At 69.9% G+C, this 20,075-nt stretch carries 16 protein-coding genes; 12 read left to right on the plus strand and 4 right to left on the minus strand.

Features of this window, described 5'->3' with window-relative positions; all coding sequences use genetic code 11:
* Positions 1 to 2: 2 nt before the first annotated feature.
* On the plus strand, positions 3 to 383 hold the full coding sequence (locus tag AC07OX_RS23215) for a DUF4150 domain-containing protein (RefSeq protein ID WP_159273464.1): 381 nt from the start codon (positions 3 to 5) through the stop codon (positions 381 to 383).
* Between the two features lie 4 nt (positions 384 to 387).
* Here the strand turns inward: AC07OX_RS23215 and AC07OX_RS23220 are convergent, their stop codons facing one another.
* From AC07OX_RS23220 to AC07OX_RS23230, 3 genes are all read right to left on the minus strand, one after another.
* Positions 388 to 1,200, minus strand: coding sequence for a PP2C family protein-serine/threonine phosphatase (locus AC07OX_RS23220; protein ID WP_495262045.1), 813 nt, complete (start codon positions 1,198 to 1,200; stop codon positions 388 to 390).
* The gene (gene tagH, locus AC07OX_RS23225; RefSeq protein ID WP_495262046.1) at positions 1,193 to 3,076 is read right to left on the minus strand and encodes a type VI secretion system-associated FHA domain protein TagH; all 1,884 of its coding nucleotides are present in this window, start codon (positions 3,074 to 3,076) and stop codon (positions 1,193 to 1,195) included. Before tagH ends, AC07OX_RS23220 begins: the two co-directional genes overlap by 8 nt.
* A gap of 64 nt (positions 3,077 to 3,140) precedes the next feature.
* Positions 3,141 to 3,515: a TssQ family T6SS-associated lipoprotein gene (locus AC07OX_RS23230; protein WP_223301458.1), complete on the minus strand. Its 375-nt coding sequence runs from the start codon at positions 3,513 to 3,515 to the stop codon at positions 3,141 to 3,143.
* A gap of 171 nt (positions 3,516 to 3,686) precedes the next feature.
* Between AC07OX_RS23230 and tssJ the strand changes: the two genes are divergently transcribed.
* From tssJ to AC07OX_RS23260, 6 genes are all read left to right on the plus strand, one after another.
* Entirely contained in the window at positions 3,687 to 4,202 is a 516-nt protein-coding gene (gene tssJ / locus AC07OX_RS23235) for a type VI secretion system lipoprotein TssJ (protein ID WP_062473939.1), read from the plus strand.
* A gap of 243 nt (positions 4,203 to 4,445) precedes the next feature.
* Positions 4,446 to 5,741: a type VI secretion system baseplate subunit TssK gene (tssK, locus tag AC07OX_RS23240; RefSeq protein ID WP_235926916.1), complete on the plus strand. Its 1,296-nt coding sequence runs from the start codon at positions 4,446 to 4,448 to the stop codon at positions 5,739 to 5,741.
* Between the two features lie 8 nt (positions 5,742 to 5,749).
* Entirely contained in the window at positions 5,750 to 7,132 is a 1,383-nt protein-coding gene (locus AC07OX_RS23245; protein ID WP_495262047.1) for a DotU family type VI secretion system protein, read from the plus strand.
* Entirely contained in the window at positions 7,132 to 10,767 is a 3,636-nt protein-coding gene (gene tssM / locus AC07OX_RS23250) for a type VI secretion system membrane subunit TssM (RefSeq protein WP_495262048.1), read from the plus strand. The genes AC07OX_RS23245 and tssM overlap by 1 nt, the downstream gene beginning before the upstream one ends.
* A 1-nt stretch (position 10,768) precedes the next feature.
* Positions 10,769 to 11,494, plus strand: a complete 726-nt coding sequence (gene tagF, locus AC07OX_RS23255) for a type VI secretion system-associated protein TagF (protein WP_062473933.1) — start codon at positions 10,769 to 10,771, stop codon at positions 11,492 to 11,494.
* A gap of 36 nt (positions 11,495 to 11,530) precedes the next feature.
* Positions 11,531 to 13,510 carry a serine/threonine-protein kinase gene (locus tag AC07OX_RS23260; RefSeq protein WP_495262049.1) on the plus strand — a complete coding sequence of 660 codons (1,980 nt, stop codon included), beginning with the start codon at positions 11,531 to 11,533 and terminating at the stop codon, positions 13,508 to 13,510.
* A 12-nt stretch (positions 13,511 to 13,522) separates the two neighbouring features.
* Here AC07OX_RS23260 and AC07OX_RS23265 read toward each other — a convergent pair whose 3' ends face one another.
* Positions 13,523 to 15,061: a YifB family Mg chelatase-like AAA ATPase gene (locus AC07OX_RS23265; protein ID WP_495262050.1), complete on the minus strand. Its 1,539-nt coding sequence runs from the start codon at positions 15,059 to 15,061 to the stop codon at positions 13,523 to 13,525.
* A gap of 217 nt (positions 15,062 to 15,278) precedes the next feature.
* On the opposite strand from AC07OX_RS23265, the gene AC07OX_RS23270 reads away from it, so the two are divergent.
* From AC07OX_RS23270 to AC07OX_RS23290, 5 genes are all read left to right on the plus strand, one after another.
* On the plus strand, positions 15,279 to 16,145 hold the full coding sequence (locus AC07OX_RS23270) for a TorF family putative porin (RefSeq protein ID WP_062482029.1): 867 nt from the start codon (positions 15,279 to 15,281) through the stop codon (positions 16,143 to 16,145).
* A 70-nt stretch (positions 16,146 to 16,215) separates the two neighbouring features.
* Positions 16,216 to 16,554, plus strand: coding sequence for a P-II family nitrogen regulator (glnK, locus tag AC07OX_RS23275; protein WP_056583732.1), 339 nt, complete (start codon positions 16,216 to 16,218; stop codon positions 16,552 to 16,554).
* A gap of 29 nt (positions 16,555 to 16,583) precedes the next feature.
* The gene (locus AC07OX_RS23280) at positions 16,584 to 18,008 is read left to right on the plus strand and encodes an ammonium transporter (protein WP_495262051.1); all 1,425 of its coding nucleotides are present in this window, start codon (positions 16,584 to 16,586) and stop codon (positions 18,006 to 18,008) included.
* 205 nt (positions 18,009 to 18,213) lie between these two features.
* A complete protein-coding gene (locus AC07OX_RS23285; RefSeq protein ID WP_307589546.1) occupies positions 18,214 to 19,143 on the plus strand; it encodes an SMP-30/gluconolactonase/LRE family protein in 930 nt (309 codons plus the stop codon).
* 18 nt (positions 19,144 to 19,161) lie between these two features.
* Positions 19,162 to 20,049, plus strand: coding sequence for a LysR substrate-binding domain-containing protein (locus AC07OX_RS23290; protein ID WP_062482020.1), 888 nt, complete (start codon positions 19,162 to 19,164; stop codon positions 20,047 to 20,049).
* The last annotated feature ends 26 nt before the right edge of the window (positions 20,050 to 20,075 follow it).

A 20,075-nucleotide genomic window follows, 5' to 3' on the forward strand; every position in this document is an offset into this window, starting at 1 on the left:
CCATGTTCGCAAACTGCCAGTTGATGGGAATGGACCTCGCCTTTCCCGATGTCTGCAAGACGCCAGTCCCCGTGCCCTTTCCCAACATGGCACTGGGGCCCATGGCGATCCCGAACGTTCCCAACATCCTGCTCATGGCCATGCCCGCCCACAACCTGGGAACGGTCACGCCCATCACGTTGGGCGATCAGCCGGGCGTGTTGGGCGGCATCATTTCGCAGACGTTCATGCAGCAGTCGCGCCACATCACCGGCGCGTTCACGGTGCTGACGAAGGCGCTGCCCACGACGCGAGTGACCAGCCTGACCTTGCAGAATCGCATGAACATCGTGGGCATGCGATTGATCCCGAGCCAGTTCAAGGTCCTGGTCCTCGCGCCCTGAGGTTTCACGCGGCAGCGCGCACCGTCGCCGCTCCCGCCAGCGTCACCTGCTGCGGCGACCCCACCCACACCGCCAGCGCCGAGTAGTTGTCGCGCGACTTGTCGGCCTTGGCCTCGGCCGCGCGGCGCAGCAGCGCGAGCCATTCTTCCGCGCTGTCGGCCAGTTGCAGCGATCGCTCCATCACCTGCTGCGAGATGAGCTGCCAGAGCCCGTCGGTGCACAGCAGGAATGCATCGCCGTCGGCCAGCCGCTGCGGTGTCGACACCGAAGTCTCCGCCGTCGCGCGCGCACCGAGCGCGCGGTACAGCAGGTTGCTCTTCACCAGGCGCTCGCCGCCGTTGGCACCCTGGCCCGCGGCGGCTTCGCCCGAGCGTTCCGACAGGCTGTGGTCTTCGGTGCGCTGCATCAGCGCGCCGCGGCGGAACCAGTAGAGGCGGCTGTCGCCGACGTGGGCCCAGCAGGCCTCGCCGGTGGCGCGGTCGACGAACAGCGAGACGATGGTCGCGCTCATGCGGTTCTGGTCGGTCAGCTCGCGCTGCTTGGCGAGCACGGCGTCGTTGGCCTCCTTCACGGCATGGCGAATGTCTTCGGCCGCGACGGACGGGTGGTCGACAAAAGTGTTGAGCGCGGTGTCGACCACGATGCGCGAGGCCAGCTCGCCGCCCGCGTGGCCACCGACGCCGTCGCTCACGACGAAGCAGGCGTTGCGTTCGTCCAGGTGATAACCGATGGCGTCCTGGTTGCCGCTGCGTTCGCCCACGCACGAGAACTGCGAGGTCGAGATGGGCACCGCGAAGGCGTGGGTGGCTTCAAGCACGGCGCGCCTCCTTCAAGCGTTCCATCTCGCGGTCGTAGGCCTGCTGGAAGGCGCGGCCGAAGACGGCCTGGAAGTCGTCTTCGACGGCGGCGGTGGTGCTGGCGTGCAACTGCTTCAGCTGGCGCCACAGCCGCGCCTCGCGCCCGCCGGGCAGCAGCTTCTCGCCGAGCCCGCCGTCGTGCGGCGTGGCCTTGTCGAGGCCGCCCGGGTCGAAGCGGTGCAACAGCGTGAGCAGCGCGGCGCGCATGCCGGCCACCATGCCGAGCTGGTGCGACTGCAGGTCGCCCAGCGCATCGTGCACGGCGGCCTCGGGCGTGAGAAAGCCGGGCATGCGTGCGCCGAACATCTGCATCAGCACGGCGCGGCCGTTGGGCAAGATCTTGAAGGGGTTGTTCTCTTCGTCCACGATCATGGTGATCTCGGCGCGCACCTCGCGCTTGAGCATCGCGCGCGACGACAGCAGCTCGATGGTGCCGTCGGTGAAGGCGCGCATCAGCCGGCCGAGGTGCCGCATGGCTTCGGCATCGAGCGGCTGCTGGCCTGCGATCTCGGGCACGCCGGCGCCTTCGAGGAACGCCTTGAACAGGTCGTCGCCGGAGGAGGGGGCGCGTGATGAGGTCGGCGCTGGTGCAGGGACTGCAGCGACGGGCAAGGCGGGCGGCGCTTCTTCAGGCACCGCCGGTGCGACGGGAATCTCCGGCGCCGCGGCAATGACAGGTTTCTCTTCAACAGGCGCAGCCTCTTCCACAGGCTCCGGCATGGCGACCGAGGGCGTGATCGCCACCGGCTGCGGCGGATTGAACTGCGACGTCATCTCGCGCGCATGGTTCGCGAGGCTGTGGCCCGACGTCGCGGCCGGCGGCCGTGCGATCAGATCCATGGCCGGGTGCACGTCGTCGAGCGGGTTGTCCTGCGTCAGCGCCGTAGGTCGCGGGTCGGACAGCGGCGAGGGCGCATCGCGGTCTTCGGCGAAGAAGGAGAGCGGGTCCATGCTGCGCTTGAGCGCGAGGTCCGACAGGCCCTGCGTCGCCTGCGGGTCCAGCCCGGCGAGCGGATCGACGGGGTTGCGCTGCGCCTGCGAGGGCAGGGCGAAGGGCTCGTGCGCCAGCGGGTCGGGCATGGGCGCTGCCGCATCGTCGGCACGGCGCGGTGCGTTCGCGAGGATGGCGTCCCAGTCGGCGGCCGACGGCATCTGCGCGGAGACCTGCGTGGTCGTGGAAGGCGCTGCAGCAGTAGAAGACAACGGCGGCGGCGGTGCAGGCAGGGGCGCAGGGGCCGGCGCATTCACCGGCGCCGGCGCGAAGGTCGGCATCGCGACCGTCTTCTCGGGCGGTGCATCACCAAGAGGCAGCGCGCCTTCGCCGAACAGGTCCGCGAAGACATCGGAGGCCGGCGCTGCAGTGGGCAGCAGCGCGCTGATCGACGGCGCCGATGCGAGGTTCGATGCCACAGGCGGAGCAGACACCAACTGCGACAGCGACGGCTCCGTGATCGGTGCGGCCGGTGGCTCCGTGAGCGGCTCGGTGATGGGCGCCTCGGCGATCGCAGGCGGTGGGGCCTGGCTCGCACTTGCGGCTTCGAGCACGTAGCTGCCGATGGTCACGCGGTCGCCCAGCGCGACGCGCGATTCTTCTTCGTGGCGCAGCGTGCGTCCGTTCACGCTGATGGGCAGCACCGCGCTCATGTTGCGCACCACGGCGGCGCCGTCGTCGTCGAAGCGCACGGTGGCCTGCAGGCGCGAGATCTGCCGGTGTTCGTCAGGCAGCACGAGGTGGTTGTCGGGGCTGCGGCCGATGGTGCCGCCCGGGGCGGCGAGCAGCGCCGAGGGCCCCGAGGCCACGGGCATGCCGCCGTGTTCAATCACTGTCCAGCGCATGGCATCTCCATGTTCGTCGCGGTGGGCGCGAGCGTGCCCGGGCGCGGCCGTGGCCGGCCGCGTGTCATCCGCGCTTCATCTTCTTCGCGGCCTCGAACGCGGGGCCCCACACGGGGTGGGTGCGTTCCGCGACATTCAGGTCGAAGCTCGGGAACACATCGAGGAGCTTGCGGAATTGCGTGCGGCATTCCGCGATCTGGTTGTTCACGCAGTAGCTGAAGGCCTCTAGCTTGAGTGCGGCCAGCCGCGTTGCGGGCTCGGCCCCGTCGAACACCGACACGCCGCCGCTCTTCAACGTGGAGATGGCCTTGGCGTAGTCGCCCGCATCGTAGGCCTGCTGCGCGCGTTCGAGCGTGGTGCGTGCCACTTGCTGGCTCAGGCGTTCGGGTTGCTGTGAGGCATCCGGGGTGCTCTGGCAGCCGCTCAACAGCGCAAGCATGAAGGCAAAAGACAGAACAGGCAGGCAAGACTTCAATCTTTTCTCCTACTTCGCGAGAGGCAATGCGTGAGAGAGGGCGTGCTGTTGCATCACGATGCAACAGCACGCAATGCACACCGTGTGCGTGCATGGTTTCGATAATATAGATCGCGAAGCTTTCAGGGAGATCTCATGCATCGACGGACCTTGATTCAAGGCGCATTGGCCACATCGCCGTTGCTCGCAGGCCTCGCTGGTTGCGCATCGACAGCGAAGTCGATGCCCACGCCGTATGCCATCACCGTGCGCATCGACGACGGCGTGAATCCCGACGGTCGCGGCCAGGCCGCACCGATTCTCGTGAAGGTCTTCGAACTGAAATCTTCCGGCAACTTTGAAACGGCAGACTACTTCGCGCTGCAGGACCGCGACCGCGAGACGCTCATGACCGAGCTCGTGAACGCGGACCAGGCCATCTTGCGCAGCGGCGAGGAACGCGTGTTCAAGCGCGAGGCCGGACTCGACTCGCGCGCCATCGGCGTGATCGCCGGCTATCGCAAGCTGGAAGCGGCGCGGTGGCGCATCGTGTTGCCGTTGAAGGAGCCGAAACAAACGAATCTTTACAAGGTGTGGCAGTTTTCTCCGAGCGAGCAGAGCGTGCGCATCGCGGTGCGCAAGAGCGGCCTCGAACTGCTACCAAGTCGTTAAGTTTCAGCACGCGCTAATACGAAAGTGCGGCGCATTCGCCTCTGAAAAGGCATGCAAAACGCAAGAGGCGCCGTGTAGCATCAGACGCGAAAGAAGATCGAGCGGGGAGCCGCTGTACAGCGCATTTCCCGCCTCCGTGTGAGCACTCCAGGAGGTTCTTTGGTGACAGTTCGCAACGCGGGCGCAGCCGGTCAGGGCGCCCAATCTCAGGCATTGGCGAATCGCGTGGTGTGGTCCGAAGGCATGTACCTGCGGCCCCAGCACTTCCAGCAGATGGAGCGCTATGTCGAGCAGTACGTCACTCGCCGCACCGCGGGCATGCAGGGTGCCTACTGGGGATGGCTGCACCTGGACATCGACCGCGATGCCTTCGCGCTCGGGCGCGTGTCGCTGCTCGGCGGCGCGGGCGTGCTGCCCGACGGCACGCCGTTCTCGTTCGGCCTCGAAGACGCACCGATGCCCTTCGACGTGCCCACCGACCTCACCGACGAACTCATCGTACTCGCACTGCCGCTGCGCAGGCCCGGCAGCGAAGAGGTGATCTTCTCGGAAGACGAAGGCTCGGCCGCGCGCTTCGGCGTGGTCGAGCGCGAAGTGGCCGACGGCAACGCGGTGGCGCTCGGCCCCGCGGTGCTGCAGCTGGCGAAGCCGCGCCTGCGGCTGGCGCGCGCGTCGTCGCTCACGGCCGAGTGGCAGGCCATCGGTGCGGTGCGCGTGATCGAGCGGCGCACCGACCACAAGCTGGTGGTCGATGCCAACTACATTCCGCCGGTGCTCGATGCCTCGGCGCACCCGATGCTGCGCAGCATGACGGCCGAGCTGCACGGCCTGCTCACGCAGCGCTCCGAGGCACTGGCCTCGCGGCTGTCGCAGCCGGGGCGCGGCGGCGTGAGCGAGGTCTCCGACTTCCTGCTGCTGGAGCTGGTCAACCGCTACCTCGCGCTCACCTGGCATGCGCAGCAGGCGGTGCAGGTGCACCCCGAGACGCTGTTCGTCGACTGGCTCAAGCTGGCCTGCGACCTGGCCACGCACACCTCGCCCACGCGCCGTCCGGTGGTGTGGCCGGTGTACGACCACGACAACCTCAACGAGAGCATCCGCCCGTTGATGGAAGAGCTGCGGCGTTCGCTGTCGGCGGTGCTAGAGCAGAGCGCCATCGCCATCGAACTGGAAGAGCGCAGCCACGGCGTGCGCGTGGGCCGCATGCCCGACCCGGTGCTGGTGCGCAACGCGGCCTTCGTGCTCGCGGTGCATGCCGACCTGCCGGCCGATGCCGTGCAGCAGCGCTTTCCGACGCAGGTCAAGATCGGCTCGGTCGAGCGCATCCGCGACCTCGTGCAGCTGCAGCTGCCCGGCGTGGTCGTGCGCTCGCTGCCGGTGGCGCCGCGCCAGATCCCGTACCACGCGGGCTACCACTACTTCGAACTCGACAAGGGCGGCGACATGTGGCGCCAGCTCGAGAAATCGGGCGGCGTCGCCATGCACCTGGCCGGCGACTTTCCAGGGCTCGCCATGGAGTTCTGGGCCATCCGTCCGTGAGGGACCCTATGAACGGTGCCAATGACATGGCCGTCGGCCCGGGTGGCTTCGTGCCGCCGAATCCGGGCGGCGGCGCGAACACGCACAGCGGCCCGGGGCCGCAACCCCAGCAGCAACCCCAGCCCGATGCCTTCACCGCGTGGCACGACGCGCGGCGCCCGCATGCGGGCGACACGGCGCTGGCGGGCAACAACCCGCTGGTGGCGGCGGCCAATCCGCTGCTCGACCTGATCCCGCAGATCCGCGCCACCGGCCACCACCCGTCGCCCGCGCAACTGCGCGAACACCTGGTCGACGAGGTGCGGCGTTTCGAGACGCGCGCGCAGCAGGCCGGCATCGCGCCCGAAGTGATCATCGGCGCGCGCTACTGCCTGTGCACCGCGGTCGACGAGGCCGCGGCGCTCACGCCGTGGGGCGGCAGCATCTGGTCGTCGCAGAGCCTGCTCGTGATGTTCCACAACGAGACCTGGGGCGGCGAGAAGTTCTTCCAGCTGCTGTCGCGCCTGGTGCAGAACCCGCAGCAGCACCTGCACCTCATCGAGCTCATCTACTTCTGCCTGGCCATGGGCTTCGAGGGGCGCTTTCGCGTCATCGACAACGGCCGCTCGCAACTCGAGACGCTCAAGCAGCGGCTGCTGCAGATCATCCGGCAGGCGCGCGGCGAAATCGCGGCGCCGCTGTCGCCGCACTGGCAGGACGCGAGCGCGCCCGTGCGCCGCACGCGCCACTGGCTGCCGGTGTGGGCCGTGGGCGCGGTGGCGGCGGTGCTGCTGGTGCTGGTGTTCGCGGTGCTCACCTTCAACCTCGCGGGCCATTCCGACGGCGCCTTCTCGGCCGTGAACGCGGTGCGCCTGCCGCAGACGCAGCGCGCGGTGGCGGTGCCTGCGGCGCAGCCGCGCCTGCAGCGCTTTCTCGAACCCGAGATCCGCGACGGCCTGCTCACGGTGCGCGACGAGGCCGACCGCAGCGTGGTGGTGCTGCGCGGCGACGGCCTGTTCGCCTCGGGCTCCGACCGCGTGCTCGACCGCTACGCGCCGGTGCTCGCGCGCGTGGCCGACGCGCTCAACGCGGTGGAAGGCAACGTGCTGGTCAGCGGCTTCAGCGACGACCAGCCGATCCGCAGCGTGCGCTTCCCGTCCAACTGGCAGCTCTCGCAGGCGCGCGCCGATGCGGTGAAGGCCATGATCGCCACGCGCCTGAGCCGGCCCGAGCGCCTGCGCGCCGAAGGCCGCGGCGATGCCGATCCGCTGGTGCCCAACGACTCGGCGGCCAACCGCGCGCGCAACCGGCGCGTCGAGGTCACGCTGCTGGTGGCGCCGGTGGCGGGCGTGCCGGTGCCGGGGTCTGCGCCGCAACCCCGGCAGCAACAACCACAAGGAGGAACCCGCTGATGCTGCGCGCGCTCTTCCGCTTTCTCGTCAGCCGCGACCTCTGGGTCTTCTTCGGGCTGGTCGCGCTCGCGTTCCTGATCTGGGTCATCGGCCCGGTGATCGCCGTGGGCCGCTACCGCCCGCTCGAAGGCGAGTTCGTGCGCATCGTGGTCATCGCGCTGATGTTCGGCGTGTGGCTGCTGCGCGTGGCCTACCGCAAGTGGCGCGAGCGGCGCCTGAACGCGCAGCTGCTGCACCAGCTGCGCACGCCGTCGCCCAAGGCGAAGGAGGCCAAGCCCGAAGAGGCGCCCGAGATCAAGGAGCTGCACAGCGGCTTTGCCGACGCCACCGCGGTGCTGAAGAACATGCGCTTCGGCCCGGGCCCCGGCGGCAAGGCGGCCGGGCGCTTCGCGCTGTTCGACCGGCAGTATCTCTACCAACTGCCCTGGTACATCTTCATCGGCGCGCCGGGCTCGGGCAAGACCACGGCGCTGGTCAACTCCGACCTCGACTTTCCGCTCGCCGACCAGCTCGGCAAGGCCGCGGTGCGCGGCATCGGCGGCACGCGCAACTGCGACTGGTGGTTCACCAACGAGGCCGTGCTCATCGACACGGCCGGTCGCTACACCACGCACGAGAGCCACCGCGAGACCGACGAGGGCGAGTGGAAGGGCTTCATCGAGCTGCTCAAGAAGTTCCGGCCGCGCCAGCCGATCAACGGCGCGATCCTCACCATCAGCATCGCCGACCTGCCGCTGGCCGACGACGCGCAGCGCGCGCGCCACGCCATGGCCTTGCGCAAGCGGCTGCTCGAGCTGCGCAACGACCTGGGCATCAACTTCCCGGTGTACGTGCTGGTCACCAAGACCGACCTGCTGGCCGGCTTCAACGAGTACTTCGGCTCGCTGGGCCGCGCCGAGCGCCAGCAGGTGTGGGGCTTCACCTTCCCCATCGAGGGCAACCCCGCCGACCCGGCCAAGGCCGACCTGCGCGAGCGCTTCCACCAGGAATACAAGCTGCTGCACCAGCGCCTGGACGAGCGCCTGCCCGAGCTGATGGCGACCGAGCCCGACCCGATGCGGCGCGCGCAGGCCTACCTGCTGCCGCAGCAGTTCGCGAGCTTCGAGGACATCCTGGGCACCTTCCTGGCCGACGTGTTCAACCCGTCGAAGTTCGAAGTGGCGCCGCTGCTGCGCGGCGTGTACTTCACCAGCGGCACGCAGGAGGGCACGGCCTTCGACCGCGTGATGGGCGCCATCAAGCGCTACCTGCAGGTGAACGCGCCGCCCGCGCCGCCGCCGGGCCCGGGCAAGAGCTACTTCCTCAAAGAGCTGCTGCAGCAGGTGATCTTCCGCGACGCGGGCGTGGCCGGCACCAACCTGCGCTGGTACCGCCGCCGCCGCGCCATCGACCTGGCGGGCTACGCGCTGGTCGGCGTGCTCGCGGTGGTGCTGCTGGGCGCGTGGGCCAACAGCTGGCGCCACAACAAGGCCTACGTGGCCGAGGTGGACGGCAACGCCAAGGCTTTCAACAAGGCCGCCGCGCGTGGCGAGTTGCCGACGGTGGTCGATTCGAGCGGCGACATCGCGAGCTCGCTGCTCATCCTCGACCGGCTGCGCGACCTGCCGAAGTCGGCCGAGTTCGACATCGGCGATCCGCCCGTGGGCTACCGCTTCGGGCTCTACCAGGGCGAGAAACTGCAGGCCGCCACCGACGGCGTGTACCAGCGCGCATTGGAAACCGTGCTGCTGCCGCAGGCCGCGCAGCGCGTCGAGCAGTCGCTGCGCGAGGCCGCGAAGGCCGACGCCGAATACAGCTACGAGGCGCTCAAGGCCTACCTCATGCTGTACGACCCCGAGCGCTACGACGCCGACTTCTTGCAGGCCTGGCTGCTGACCGACGTCGACCGCAAGATCGGCGCCTCGCTCACGCGCGAGCAGCGCACCAACCTCGAAGCGCACCTGAAGACGCTGTTCGCCGACCGCGTCGTGAGCTCGCCCTTCACCAAGGACGACAAGCTCATCGCGCAGACGCGCGAGCGCCTGGCCGGCGTGCCGCTGGCGCAGCGCTCGTACGCGCGGCTGCGCCGCATCCTGCTGCAGACCAGCGCACCCAACGCCTTCACCATCGCCGAGGCGGGCGGCGCGGAGTCGGCGCTGGTGGTCCGGCGCGCCAGCGGCAAGCCGCTGACCGACGGCATTCCCACGCTCTTCACCTACCGCGGCTACTGGGACATCTTCGACAAGCGCATGGCCGAGACCACGCTGGCGCTGGAGCAGGAAGACCGCTGGGTGCTGCAGATCCGCGCGCCGGGCATCGCCGACATCACCTCGCGCGAGCTGCTGCTGCGCGAGGTGCGGCGCCTGTACCTCAGCGACTACATCCGCACCTGGGACGAGTACCTGGCCGACATCCGGCTGGCCGAGAGCAAGTCGCTGCTGCAGAGCATCCAGATGACGCGCGTGCTGTCGACCGGCGAGTCGCCGATGTCGCGCCTCATCCGTGGCGCGGCGCGCGAGACCGACCTGCTGCGCAACCACGACGAGGCCACGCGCAGCCTGCTCGACCAGGCACAGAACCGCGTGACCAGCACGCGCGAGCGCATCGAGCAGCTCATCGGCCAGCCCGACGGCAGCCAGCGCCGCAACACCGCGCCCGACCGGCCCGAGTCGCTGGTCGACAACCACTTCGCGCCGCTGCGGCGCATGGTGACCGCGCCCAAGGCCGGCGGCCAGACGCCGCTGGACCAGACGGCCGCGCTCATCAACGAGCTGTACACCTTCCTCACCGCCACCGACACCGCGCTGCGCAGCGGCAACATCCCGCCGCCCGGCGACGCCGTGACCAAGCTGCAGGCCGAAGCCGGGCGCCTGCCGGTGCCGTTCCAGGGCATGCTGAACGACCTGTCGGCCACCGCGTCGTCGAAGGCCGCGGCGGTGACGCGGCAGAACATCGGCCAGAACGCGGCCGCCACCATCGGGCAGTTCTGCAGCCAGGCGATCGCGGGGCGCTACCCGTTTGCACGCGGCTCCAACCGCGACGTGGCGGCCGGCGACTTCGCGCAGCTGTTCGCGCCCGGCGGGATGATGGATGACTTCTTTCAAAAGAACCTCGCCTCGCAGGTCGACACCTCGGTCAACCCGTGGACCTTCAAGCGCGGTGTCGACGGCAGCGCGTCGGGACGCTCGGCGTACCTCGATGCGTTCCAGAAGGCGCAGGCGATCCGCGACGTGTTCTTCACGGGCATGGCGGGCGGGCGCACGCCCTCGTTCACGCTCGACATCCGGCCCGAGGACATGGACGCCACGCTCACGCAGTTCACGCTGGACATCGACGGCCAGACGGTGCGCTACGCCCACGGCCCGCAGGCGCCCAGCAGCATCAAGTGGCCCGGCCCGCGCAACAGCAACCAGGTGCGGCTGCAGGTCACGGTGGCCAACGGCACGCCGGCCGGCGGCATCGTGACCGAAGGGCCGTGGGCGCTGCACCGGCTGTTCGACAAGGCCTCGATCTCGTCGGGGCGCACGCCCGAGTCGTTCAACGCGACCTTCGACCTGCAAGGCAAGAAGGTGGTGCTCGCGGTGACGGCCAACAGCGTCTACAACCCGCTGCGGCTGTCGCAGATGAACAGCTTCTCCTGCCCCGGGAAATCCTAGGATGACGCCTCCCCCGCACGCCTGGTCGCCGCTCGACGAGCAGATCGGCTGGTACGGCAAGCTGCCGTCGGCCGGCGACTTTCTCTACCGCCGCATGCCGCGCGAACTGCAGGCCTGGTGGGACCGCTGGATGCAGAACGGCCTGGGCAGCTTCAAGCGCTGGCCCGACGCCATGACGCGCCACTACGCGGTGGCGCCGGTCTGGAACTTCGCCATCCCGGCCACGCACGGCGTGAACGCGGTGCAACTGGGCTGCATCGCGCCCAGCTGCGACCGCGTGGGCCGCTACTACCCGGCCTGCGTGGCGCTGCAGGTGGACGCGGCGCGCTACCACCCCGCGCTGCTCGAAGGCTCGGCCGCGTGGTACTGGCAGTGCGGCAGCGCGCTGCTGCAGGCCATTCGCCACGGCGTGGCGCCCGACCTCTTCGACGGCCAGGTGCTGGCCGCAGGGCGCACGGGCTTTCGCACCGCCAGCGGCGGCTCGGACGACATCCTCTCGATCCTCGGCGCGGCCGCCGGCCCGGCCAACGGTGCGCGCGGCGCGAGCGCGCAGCAGCGCCTGGGCTGGCCCGAGCTGCCGCTGTGCTTCGACCCCTTCGGCGGCACCAGCTACTGGTGGACCAACCAGGCCGACGGCTCGCCGCTGCGCACCGCGGCGCACGGCGGCGGGCTCAACACGCCGCTGTTTTCCCAGTTGTTTTCGCAAGGCCACGTGCCATGGGCATGACGCGCCCGACCCACCCGCAGGAAGAAGAGACACCCCATGACGACGCCCGCCAGCCCTAGCGCGACGCCCGACCCGCAGGAGGAGCGCCCCCATCCCCTCGGCACGGGCCACCGGCTCGACGAGTTCGAGCTGCTCGAAGTCATCGGCGAGGGCGGCTTCGGCATCGTCTACCGCGCCTACGACCACTCGCTGCAGCGCGAGGTGGCGGTCAAGGAATACATGCCCTCGATGCTCGCGCGCCGCGTGGGCGACAACAGCGTGCACGTGCGCTCCGAGCGCCTCACCGCCACCTTCGCTGCGGGCCTGCGCAGCTTCATCAACGAGGCGCGCACGCTGGCGCAGTTCAGCCATCCGGCGCTGGTGCGGGTGCATCGCTTCTGGGAGGCCAACTCCACCGCCTACATGGCGATCCAGCTGTACAAGGGCCGCACGCTGCGCCAGCTGGCCGAGAGCGAGCCGGGCACGCTGACCGAGCCCTGGCTGCTGGGCATGCTGGGGCCGCTGCTGGGCGCGCTCGACACGCTGCACCACAGCCAGTGCTTCCACCGCGACATCGCGCCCGACAACATCTTCATCCAGCAGCAGGACGACCGCCCGGTGCTGCTGGACTTCGGCGCCGCGCGCAAGTCGATCGCCGACCTGGTCGACGAGGTCGCGGTGATGGTGAAGTCGGGCTATTCGCCGATCGAGCAGTACGCCGACGACAACACGCTGCTGCAGGGCGCGTGGACCGACCTCTATGCGCTGGGCGCCGTGCTGTACCGCGCGGTCACGGGGCACCCGCCGCCCTCGGCCGTGGTGCGCAGCGTGCAGGACGCCTACGTGCCGCTGTCGTCGATGGACCGCGACGACCTGAGCCCGGCCTTCTGCGCCGCGGTGGACCACACGCTGGCCGTGCACAGCAAGGACCGCACGCAGACGGTGGCGGCGTTCGCGGCGGAGCTGGGGCTGGTGAAGCTGGGCGATCTCTATGTGGTGGACCGGTCGGCGCCGGCGGTGGCGGCTGTTGCTGCTGTCGTGCCCGTCGCGCCGCCCGTGCCGCCCGTGCCGCAGGAGCCGCCTGCGCCAGAGCCGGAGGAGGAAGCGCCACCGCCCGCGCCCGAGGTGCAGCCCGTGCCTGTGGAAGCAGTGACCGCGCGCGTGCAGGCACCGCCGCCGCCTGCGCCGCCATCGCCTGTTGCACGACCGAAGAAGCCGTCGAAGCGCCCGCCGTGGTTCCTCGTGGGCGCGCTGGTGCTCGCGCTGTTCGCGGTCGGCGGCTGGATCGGCTGGCGGCTGACGGCCAAGGCGCCTTCCGATCCGATGATTGCGGCCGCGCCGCCGCCCGGCACGCCGATGTCCGATCCGGGCGCGCCCCCGGCCGCGATGCCGCCGGCGGGGGCGACCTCAGAGGCCCCACCTGCGTCCGCGCCCGCTGCATCGGCCAGCGCCCCGCTGAGCCCGCTCGACAACGTGCCCATCGCCGCCGCGCCCACCCCACCTGCTGCGCCCCCGGCCGAGCCCGAGGCGCAGCCCGCACCGCCCGCACAGCCGGCGCCACCCGAAGCGCCGCCGCCCCCCGACCCCGCCGTGGTCGCCGAGGTGGAAGACTGGAACCTGGCCCAGGCCGAGAACACCCGCGAAGGCTACGAGGCCTACCTGCGGCGCCACCGCCGCGGCCTGCATGCGCGCGAGGCGCGCAACGCCATCGCCCAGCTCAACCGGCAGTCACCGCCGCCGCCCGCCGCGGGCAGCACGAACCCCGTGCCGACCGTGATCGCGGGCGCACCGCCGGCCCCGCCACCGCCGCCGGCCGCGGCACCCGGCATGGGCCGCGTGCAGTTCAACATCCGGCCCTGGGGGCAGGTCTTCGTCGATGGCGCGGACCGCGGCGTGAGCCCGCCGCTCAAGTCGCTGCCGCTGCGCCCGGGCATCTACACGATCGAGGTGCGCAACGGCGACCTCACGGCCTACCGCCAGCGCGTGACGGTGCAGGACAGCAAGTCCGCACCGGTGGTGAGCCACGAGTTCAAGTAAGAGGGCGGCGGGTCAGGGCGTGCCGGTGCGCAATGCGCGGCGGTACTGCACCGCCTCCGCCACGTGCGCGGCCTGCACCGCGTCCTGCCCCGCGAGGTCGGCGATGGTGCGCGCCACCTTCAGCGCGCGGTGCGTGCTGCGCGCCGACCAGCCCAGCCGTGCGGCCGCCTGCTGCAGCAGCTGGCGGGCGGGGCCATCGAGCACGGCGTGCGTGTCGATCGCGCGCCCCTGCAGCGCCTGGTTCGCATGGCCCTGGCGTTGCAGCGCGCGGTCGCGCGCGCCCACCACGCGCGCGCGGATGCTGTCGGTCGATTCGCCCGCTGGCGCATCGAGCAATTGCGGCGCCGACACGGCCGCCACCTCGATGTGCAGGTCGATGCGGTCCAGCAGCGGGCCGCTGAGCTTGCCCTGGTAGCGCGCGACGCGCTCGGGCGTGCAGCGGCAGGGCTTCAGCGTGGAGCCCAGGTAGCCGCAGGGGCAGGGGTTCATCGCGGCGATGAGCTGAAAGCGCGCTGGAAACTCCGCGCGCCGGGCGGCGCGGGTGATCGTGATGGTGCCGGTCTCCAGCGGCTCGCGCAGCGCTTCGAGCGCGGCGCGCGTGAACTCGGGGAACTCGTCCAAAAACAGCACGCCATGGTGCGCGCGCGAGATCTCGCCCGGCCGGGGCGGCGAGCCGCCGCCCACCAGGGCCACCGCGCTCGCCGTGTGGTGCGGCGTGGCCGTCGGGCGGCTCATCCAGCGCTCGGGCGCCAGCCGGCCGTCGAGGCTGGCGATGGCCGCGCTCTCCAGTGCCTCGTCCACGTTCATCGGCGGCAGCAGGCCGGCGAAGCGGTGCGCCAGCATCGACTTGCCCGAGCCCGGCTCGCCCACCATGAGCAGGCTGTGGCCGCCGGCCGCGGCAATCTCGAGGGCGCGCTTGGCGCCGGTGTGGCCCTTGACGTCGGCCAGGTCGGCATAGCGCGGGGCGCCGTCGCCGGGCGCGGCGCGCACGCGGGTCCAGCCGTCGTCGCTCGCGTCGACCGGCCCGCCGCCGCTGGCGACGAACTGGCGCACCACGTCGAGCAGGTGCCGGGCGCCGTACACCTGCGCGCCGGGCACCAGCGCGGCCTCCTGGGCGCTGTCCAGGGGCAGCACCAGCCGCACGGCCGTGCCTTGCGCGTAGGTGGCCACGGCCATCGCGAGCGCGCCGCGCACGGGGCGCAGTTCGCCCGACAGCGAGAGCTCGCCGGCGAACTCGTGGCCGGCGAGGCGGGCGTTCTCGATCTGCCCGCTGGCCGCGAGGATGCCCAGGGCGATGGGCAGGTCGAAGCGGCCCGAGTCCTTCGGCAGGTCGGCGGGCGCCAGATTGACCACGATCTTCTTGTTGGTCGGAAATTCGAGCCCGGCGTTCTGGATCGCCGAGCGCACGCGCTCGCGTGCTTCCTTGACCTCGGTCTCGGCCAGCCCGACCAGCGTGAAGCTCGGCAGGCCGTTCGCCAGATGCACCTCGACCGTGACGGCGGCGGCCTCCAGGCCGAGCAAGGCGCGGCTTTGCACCAAAGACAGACTCATTTTTCTCCCTCTCCCCAAGTTGGTGCGCCTGCGACGTGCAAGCCCAGGACCGTGCAGCGTGCAAGCGTGTGCAACTGCCGGAAACAGGGCTTGTAACGATTTGGCGCTCATCGCCGGACACCTGCGCCCTCTGGCCGGGGCGGTATTCGTGCAGTTTGGCACGCTCCCTGCTTTGAGGGTGCTCAGGTCCAACAACACACTTGCGAGGAGTTCCCTGATGACGCACCGTACCGCCGCCCAGGCGTTGATCGTTCTGGCCACTGCACTGACCGCCTCGGGCGCCGCCATGGCCCAGGCCGCCGACGCCGCCGCACCGGCGCCCGCGCCCCTGCTCACGGGCAATGTCTCGCTGACCACGAACTACAAGTTCCGCGGCCAGGACCAGGACATGATCGGCAAGAACGACTACGCCAAGACCAAGGGCTTCAAGCCCGCCATCCAGGGCGGCTTCGACTACGCCTTCGGCGACAGCGGCTTCTACATCGGCAACTGGAACTCCAGCGTCAACTGGCTCAAGGGCAACAGCATCGAGAGCGACCTGTACGGCGGCTACAAGTTCAAGGCCGGCCCGGTCGACATGGACGTGGGTGCGCTCACCTACATCTACCCGGGCAACTCGGTGGGCAACACCACCGAGCTGTACGTGGGCGCCACCTACGCCAACGACAGCTTCGGCTCGTTCACGGCCAAGTACTCGCACACGGTGTCCAAGGACTACTTCGGCTACGCCGGTGCCAAGACGGGCTCGGGCCTGAAGGGCCGCAACACCGGCTACCTGAACCTGGCCTACAGCAAGGAGATCGTGCCCAAGGTCACGCTCAAGGCCGCCGTCGGCTTCACCAACATGTCCAGCGACATCCGCAGCCTGGGCTACAAGAGCTACGTGGACTACAACATCGGCGCCACCTACGACTTCGGCAGCGGCCTGACGCTCACCGGCTCGGTGCAGGGCGCCAACAAGAAGTCCAACTACCAGGTCGTGGCCTACCCGGGCATCGAGATCCCCGACTTCGGCACCTTCGGCACCACCTACTACTCGCCCAACAAGGCACGCTTCATCCTCACGCTGACGAAGACGCTGTAATCGACAGAACAACCAGGCGCGGCCCACGTTGCCGCGCCGCCTTTCATCCATCCAGAAGGAGCAACTCATCATGAAGCTGGTCACAGCCATCATCAAACCGTTCAAGCTCGACGAGGTGCGCGAAGCGCTCTCGGCCATCGGCGTGCAGGGCATCACCGTCACGGAAGTGAAGGGCTTCGGTCGCCAGAAGGGCCACACCGAGCTGTACCGCGGCGCCGAGTACGTGGTCGACTTCCTGCCCAAGGTGAAGATCGAGGCGGCCATCTCCGACGAGCTGGTCGACCGCGTGATCGAGGCGGTGGAAGGCGCCGCGCGCACCGGGAAGATCGGCGACGGCAAGATCTTTGTCTACAACCTCGAACAGGTCGTGCGCATCCGCACCGGCGAAACGGGCCGCGAAGCCCTCTGATCGAGTCCTGGCCCGAAAGAACAACGACTATGAAAAAACTTCTTGTCTCTCTTGCGCTCGGCTTGAGCGTCTTCGTCGCCGGTACTTCGGCGCTGGCCCAGGCACCCGCCGCCACCCCTGAGGCACCGGCTGCATCGGCACCTGCTGCACCTGCCGCTGCTGCGCCCGCTCCTGCAGCGGCTGCGGCACCCGCGGCCGCCGAGGCCGCACCGGCTGCGGCCCCCGCGCCCAAGGTCGACTCCGGCGACACCGCCTGGATGCTCACCTCGACCCTGCTCGTGATCCTGATGACCATCCCCGGCCTGGCGCTGTTCTACGGCGGCCTGGGCCGTTCCAAGAACATGCTGTCGGTGCTGATGCAGGTCTTCGTGATCTTCTCGCTCATCAGCCTGCTGTGGGCCATCTACGGCTACAGCCTGGCCTTCACGGGCGATGGCAACTTCTTCGGAAGCTTCGACAAGATCTTCATGAAGGGCATCACGCAGGAGACCTTCGGCGCGCTGACCACGATTCCCGAATACGTGTTCTTCGCCTTCCAGGGCACCTTCGCGGCCATCACCGTGGCGCTGATCGTCGGCGCTTTTGCAGAACGCGCCAAGTTCTCGGCCGTGCTGCTGTTCTCGGTGATCTGGTTCACCTTCAGCTACGTGCCCATGGCCCACATCGTGTGGGGCGGCGGCCTGCTGGGCAAGGACGGCGCGCTGGACTTCGCCGGCGGCACTGTGGTGCACATCAACGCCGGTATCGCCGGCCTGGTCGGTGCCTACATGGTCGGCAAGCGCGTGGGCTACGGCAAGGAAGCCTTCACGCCGCACTCGCTCACGCTCACCATGGTCGGCGCTTCGCTGCTGTGGGTCGGCTGGTTCGGCTTCAACGCCGGCTCGGCAGGTGCGGCCAACGCCGCCGCCGGCCTGGCCTTCGTGAACACGGTGCTCGCCACCGCCGCCGCGGCCCTGTCGTGGATCCTGGGTGAGAGCCTGCACAAGGGCAAGGCCTCGATGCTGGGCGCCGCGTCCGGTGCCGTGGCCGGCCTCGTGGCCGTCACGCCCGCCGCCGGTTTCGTCGGCCCGATGGGCTCGATCGTGATGGGCCTGCTGGCCGGCCTGGTCTGCCTGTGGGGCGTGGGCGGCCTCAAGCGCATGCTCGGCGCGGACGACGCGTTCGACGTGTTCGGCGTGCACGGCGTGGGCGGCATCCTGGGTGCCATCCTGACCGGCGTGTTCGCTGCCAAGGGCCTGGGCGGCACCGGCGGCCTGACGCCCGACACCTTCTCGATGGGCGCGCAGGTTTGGATCCAGGTCAAGAGCGTGCTGTTCACCATCGTGTGGTCCGGCGTGGTCGCGTTCATCGCCTACAAGATTGCCGACCTGACCCTGGGCCTGCGTGTGTCGGAAGAAGAAGAGCGCGAAGGCCTCGACATCTCCTCGCACGGCGAAACCGCCTACAACCGCTGATTCGCACACAGACAGCGGGTGGCCCGGCACGGCGCCGGCCCCCGCTCCTCCAAGACCACCACCACCCTTTTCGATACAAAGAAGAACAACCACTCCCGGTTTTTTCAGGCGAGTCTCCTTTGGATGTTCAGCCCGCGAGCGCTTCGGCGTCAGCGGGCTTTTTTTTGCCCGCGGCCCGCGTGGCCGGGGGCACAATCGCCCCACCATGTGGACCTCCATCGAAGACAGTCTCTGCGAACTGGGTGAATCGCCGTTCTGGCATCCGCACGAACGCGCGCTCTACTGGCTCGACATCCCGGGCCGCGCCGTGCTGCGCACGCGCGGCGAGATCGGTTCGCCCACGGCCACGGTCGAGCGATGGGCCTTGCCCACCGAGCCCGGCTGCATGGCGCCGGCACGCAGCGGCGGCCTCGTGATCGCGCTGCGCGACGGCATCTACCGGGCCCGCGAGTGGGGCGGCAGCCTCGTCGCGATGGCGCGCGCGGAGCACGACGTGCGCACCATGCGCTTCAACGACGGCAAGTGCGACGCGCTCGGCCGCTTCTGGGCCGGTTCGCTCAACGAGGCCAAGGACCGCGCCAACGCCGCGCTCTACTGCTTCGACGCACGCCCGGGCGACGTCTCTCCCACCATCACCTCGATGCTGGAACACGTCACCACCGCCAACGGCCTGGCGTTCTCGCCCGACAACCGCACCCTGTACTGGGCCGACACCGCCGCGCACGTGGTGCGCGCCTGGGACTGGGACGCCGAGGCCAACACGCTGTCGCATGCGCGCGTGTTCCAGCAGTTCGACCCCAAGCCCGCGGGCTGGGTACCCAGCACGCCCACGCACTACGACGGCCGCCCCGACGGCGCCACCGTCGACGCCGCCGGTCACTACTGGGTCGCGATGTTCGAAGGCGCGCAGCTGCTGCGCTTTGCGCCCACGGGCGAGCGCGTGGCGGCCATCGCGGTGCCCGTGCAGTGCCCGACCATGCCCTGCTTCGGCGGCGACGACCTGCGCACCCTGTTCGTCACCAGCGGGCGCAAGGGCCGCCCGGCCGACGAACTGGTGCAGCGCCCGGCCTCGGGCACCGTGCTCTCGATGCGCGTCGACACGCCGGGCCTGCCCGTGAATTTCTTCGAAGACTGAGTCGGGCCGCTGCCGAGGATGGCCCTGCACCACATCCCCCCGATCCAATGCCTGCTGACCTTCGAGGCCGTTGCGCGCCTGCGGCATGCGGGCCGCGCGGCCGACGAGCTGTGCGTGACGGCCAGCGCCGTGAGCCACCGCATCCGCCAGCTCGAGGCGCACGTGGGCTTCAAGCTCTTCGGGCGCAGCGACTTCAGCCTCACGGCCGACGGCGCGGCCTACCTGGCGAACGTGCGCGTCGGCCTGGCCGCGCTGCAGCAGGCCACGCCCGGCAGCCGTGACGCGGCGCTGCGCGCCCCGCGCCTGAGCGTGGCGGTCACGCCCACCTTCAGCCGCCAGTTCTTGATGCCGCGGCTGGAGCTCTTTCGCAACATCTATCCCGACATCGAGCTGGCGCTGCATGTGTCGATCCCGCTGCTCGACGTCACGGCCGAGCAGACCGACCTGCAGGTGCGCTACGGCATCGGCGCGTACGCCGACTGCGAGCACCGCCTGCTCATCGCCGAGGACGTGGTGCCCGCCTGCAGCCCGAGCTACCTGAACGAGTTCGGGCCCTTCGACGGTTTTCGCACCGCGGCCGAGATCGCCAGCGCGCGGCTGATCCGCAGCCCGCTCGAGCCCTGGGGCACCTGGTTCGCGAGCTGCGGCATCGACCAGCCCGAGCCGCACCTGGGCGCGCAGTTCAACGACCTGGGTCTGGTCTACGACGCGGCCGCCAGCGGCTTCGGCGTGGCGCTGGTGCGACAGAAGCTGGGCGCCGCATGGTTCGAATCGGGCCGGCTGGTGGCGCTGTCGGAACGGCCCGTGCCCTCGCCGCACCGCCACTACATCTGCTGGCAGCCGGGCACGCTGGAGCGCTGGGAGTGCGCGGCCTTCGTCGACTGGATCGTTCAGACGCTGCACTGACCGACACGCCGGCCCGACAAATTTTT

It is taken from the genome of Variovorax sp. GW821-FHT09D07 (assembly GCF_059416345.1).